Below are 2,601 nucleotides of genomic sequence, written 5' to 3'. Positions count from 1 at the left end.
GGCCAGGCCGACGATCCAGGAGACGTCCGCGCCGCCGAGCGGCTCCACCAGCGGGCCGGTGTAGAAGCCGGTGGCGAGGAACGGCAGCTGGGCCAGCAGGCCGGCCGCGTACACCGCGAGGGCGTCCCAGCGCCAGGCGCCGTAGCGGCCGTGCGGGTCGGCGAGGGCCGCCAGGTCGTAGCGCTCCTTGGAGACCAGGTAGTAGTCGACCAGGTTGATCGCCGACCAGGGCGTGAAGAACGTCAGCAGGAACAGCAGGAAGTCCTTGAACGAGGCCAGGAAGCCGTCCTTGCCCAGCAGGGCCACCGCGGTGCCCGCCGTCATCACCAGCGCGATGTACGCCACCCGGCCCGCCCGGGACAGCCGCCGCTGCCCGCGGAAGCCGCTCACGCCGGTCACCAGCGACATGAAGCCGCCGTAGGTGTTGAGGACGTTGACGGTGAGCTTGCCGAGGGCGATGACGAAGTACAGGAAGGACGCGACCAGCCCGGTGCCGCCGAGGCCGACGACATAGCCGACCTGGCTGTCCAGGAACGCCTCCCCGGCCGTGGCCGCGACCAGCACCCCGAAGGTCATCGACCACTGCGAGCCCAGCGCGGAGCCGGCCAGCGTCCACCAGAAGGTCGCCTTCGCGGACGTCGTGCGCGGCAGGTAGCGGGAGTAGTCGGCCACGTACGGCCCGAACGCCAGCTGCCAGGACGCCGACAGGGACACCGCCAGCAGGAACACCGGCAGCGAGAAGTGCGCGTCGTGCAGCAGCGCGGAGGTGTCGGCGCGCTCCAGGAGGCGTACGGCGAGGAAGACGAAGGCGAGCGCGCACACCGTGCTCGCCACCCGGCCGAGGGCGTGCACGACCCGGTACCCGGCGGTCGCGATGACCCCCGTGACGGCGGCGAAGACGAGGATCCCGGTGGTGTCGTCCGTGTGCGTCAGCTCGCCCACCGCCTGCCCGGCGAGCACGCTGCCGGAGGCGAAGAACCCGACGTACATCACGACCACCAGCAGCAGCGGGACCACCGCCCCGCGCACCCCGAACTGGGCCCGCGACTGGATCATCTGCGGCAGGCCCAGGCGCGGGCCCTGCGCGGAGTGCAGGGCCATCACCGCGCCGCCGAGCAGGTTGCCGAGCAGCAGGCCGAGGACCGACCAGACCACGTCACCGCCGAAGACCACCGCGAGGGCGCCGGTGACGACGGCCGTGATCTGGAGGTTGGCCCCCAGCCACAGCGTGAACTGGCCGAAGGCCCTGCCGTGCCGTTCCTCGTCCGGGACGACGTCGATGGAGCGCGGTTCCACGAACTGTGCCATGCGTTCTCCCCACACCGGGCTGTATAACGGTATGCAGCGACACACTGTCTGAATAGGCGGCCGGTGTTTGTCAATGCCCCGGCGCTGTACTCTCCCGGGGCGTCGAGGAGATCAGGAGGGGGAGTACCGCATGAGCGCGAGCGACAGCCCTGCGAACCGGTTGCAGGCGCTCTTCGAGGGCCACCGGCTCACGCCGACCCAGCGCCGCATCGCGCACAGCATGGTGCGCCGCGCCGCCGACGTGCCCTTCCTGTCCAGCGTGGAGCTGGCCGAACTGGCCGGGGTCAGCCAGCCGTCGGTGACCCGGTTCGCCGTCGCCCTCGGCTTCGACGGCTACCCCGCCCTGCGCCGGCACCTGCGCGAGGTCGTCCCGGCCGAACCGGCCACGGGCGTCGGCGCCTACAACGAGTACCAGCAGGCCGTCGAGGCCGAGATCGAGAACCTCAGGCACCTGGCCGAGCTGCTCGCCGACCCGCGCCCGGTCAAGCGGGCCGGCCGGATCCTCGCCGCCTCCCGGCCGCTGCCGGTGCTGGGCCTGCGCGCCGCCGCCTCCCAGGCCTACGGCTTCGCCTACTTCGCCGCCAAGGTCCACCCGGACGTCCGGCTGCTGCACGAGGGCGGCACGATGATCCAGGACCGGATCGACGGCGCCGTCCGGGCCGGCGCCACCGCCCTGCTGTGCTTCGCGCTGCCCCGGCACCCGCGCGAGGTCGTGGACACCCTCGCCTACGCCAGGGACGCGGGCCTGACCGTGGTCACGGTCGCCGACTCGGCGTTCGCGCCGGTCGCCAAGCACTCCGACCTGCTGCTGCCCGCCGCCGTCGGCACCGGGCTCGCCTTCGACACCGCGTGCGCGCCGATGCTGCTGGGCCGGGTGCTGCTGGAGGCGCTGTGCGACGACCTGCCCGACGCCCAGGCCCGGCTGGAGGAGTTCGACACCAAGGCGGCGGCCCGGGGACTGTTCGTCGAGTGACCGTGCCGCGCCGCTCTCAGATTCGTCTCACGTTCTGCTATTAGCTTCCCCAGCGAGACACAAGCGCTGTGTGGACACGTGACACGGGAGGCTGACGTGGCGCGCGGAGGACGCGGAGGGCAGGGACTGGCGCGGGTGGCCGTCGTCGTACGGGCGGGTGCCGCGCCGCTGTGGTGGCTCGGGGTGGTCGCCGCCGGGCTCGGGGCGGTACCCGGGGGACTGACCGGGCGGTGGATCGGGACGACGGCCGGGGCGGCGCTGTTCCTGCTCGGCGCGGCCGGTGTGCTGCTGGCCCGCCGGGGCCGGTACGCGGCTCTCGC

The 2,601-nt window shown here is 72.8% G+C and carries 2 protein-coding genes and 1 pseudogene; 2 read left to right on the top strand and 1 reads right to left on the bottom strand.

The window, feature by feature from the left end:
• On the bottom strand, positions 1–1,308 hold a 1,308-nt coding region (locus tag H5J33_RS30680; protein ID WP_181798034.1), incomplete at its 3' end, for a cytosine permease.
• A gap of 130 nt (positions 1,309–1,438) precedes the next feature.
• Here H5J33_RS30680 and H5J33_RS30675 point away from each other — a divergent pair.
• Both H5J33_RS30675 and H5J33_RS30670 read left to right on the top strand, forming a co-directional pair.
• A complete protein-coding gene (locus H5J33_RS30675; protein WP_181798033.1) occupies positions 1,439–2,281 on the top strand; it encodes a MurR/RpiR family transcriptional regulator in 843 nt (280 codons plus the stop codon).
• A gap of 96 nt (positions 2,282–2,377) precedes the next feature.
• A pseudogene (locus H5J33_RS30670) lies at positions 2,378–2,601 on the top strand (hypothetical protein); the annotation flags it as partial.

Origin of the sequence: Streptomyces sp. WELS2, from assembly GCF_013870595.1 — a bacterium.
GTDB lineage: Bacteria > Actinomycetota > Actinomycetes > Streptomycetales > Streptomycetaceae > Streptomyces.
Note: the sequence above shows the minus strand (reverse complement) of the source record. Positions and strands in the feature narration are given on the sequence as shown.

Bases quoted from the DNA above. Each gene is read 5' to 3' on its own strand.
- H5J33_RS30675 (WP_181798033.1), top strand. From the start codon at position 1,439: ATGAGCGCGAGCGACAGCCCTGCGAACCGGTTGCAGGCGCTCTTCGAG.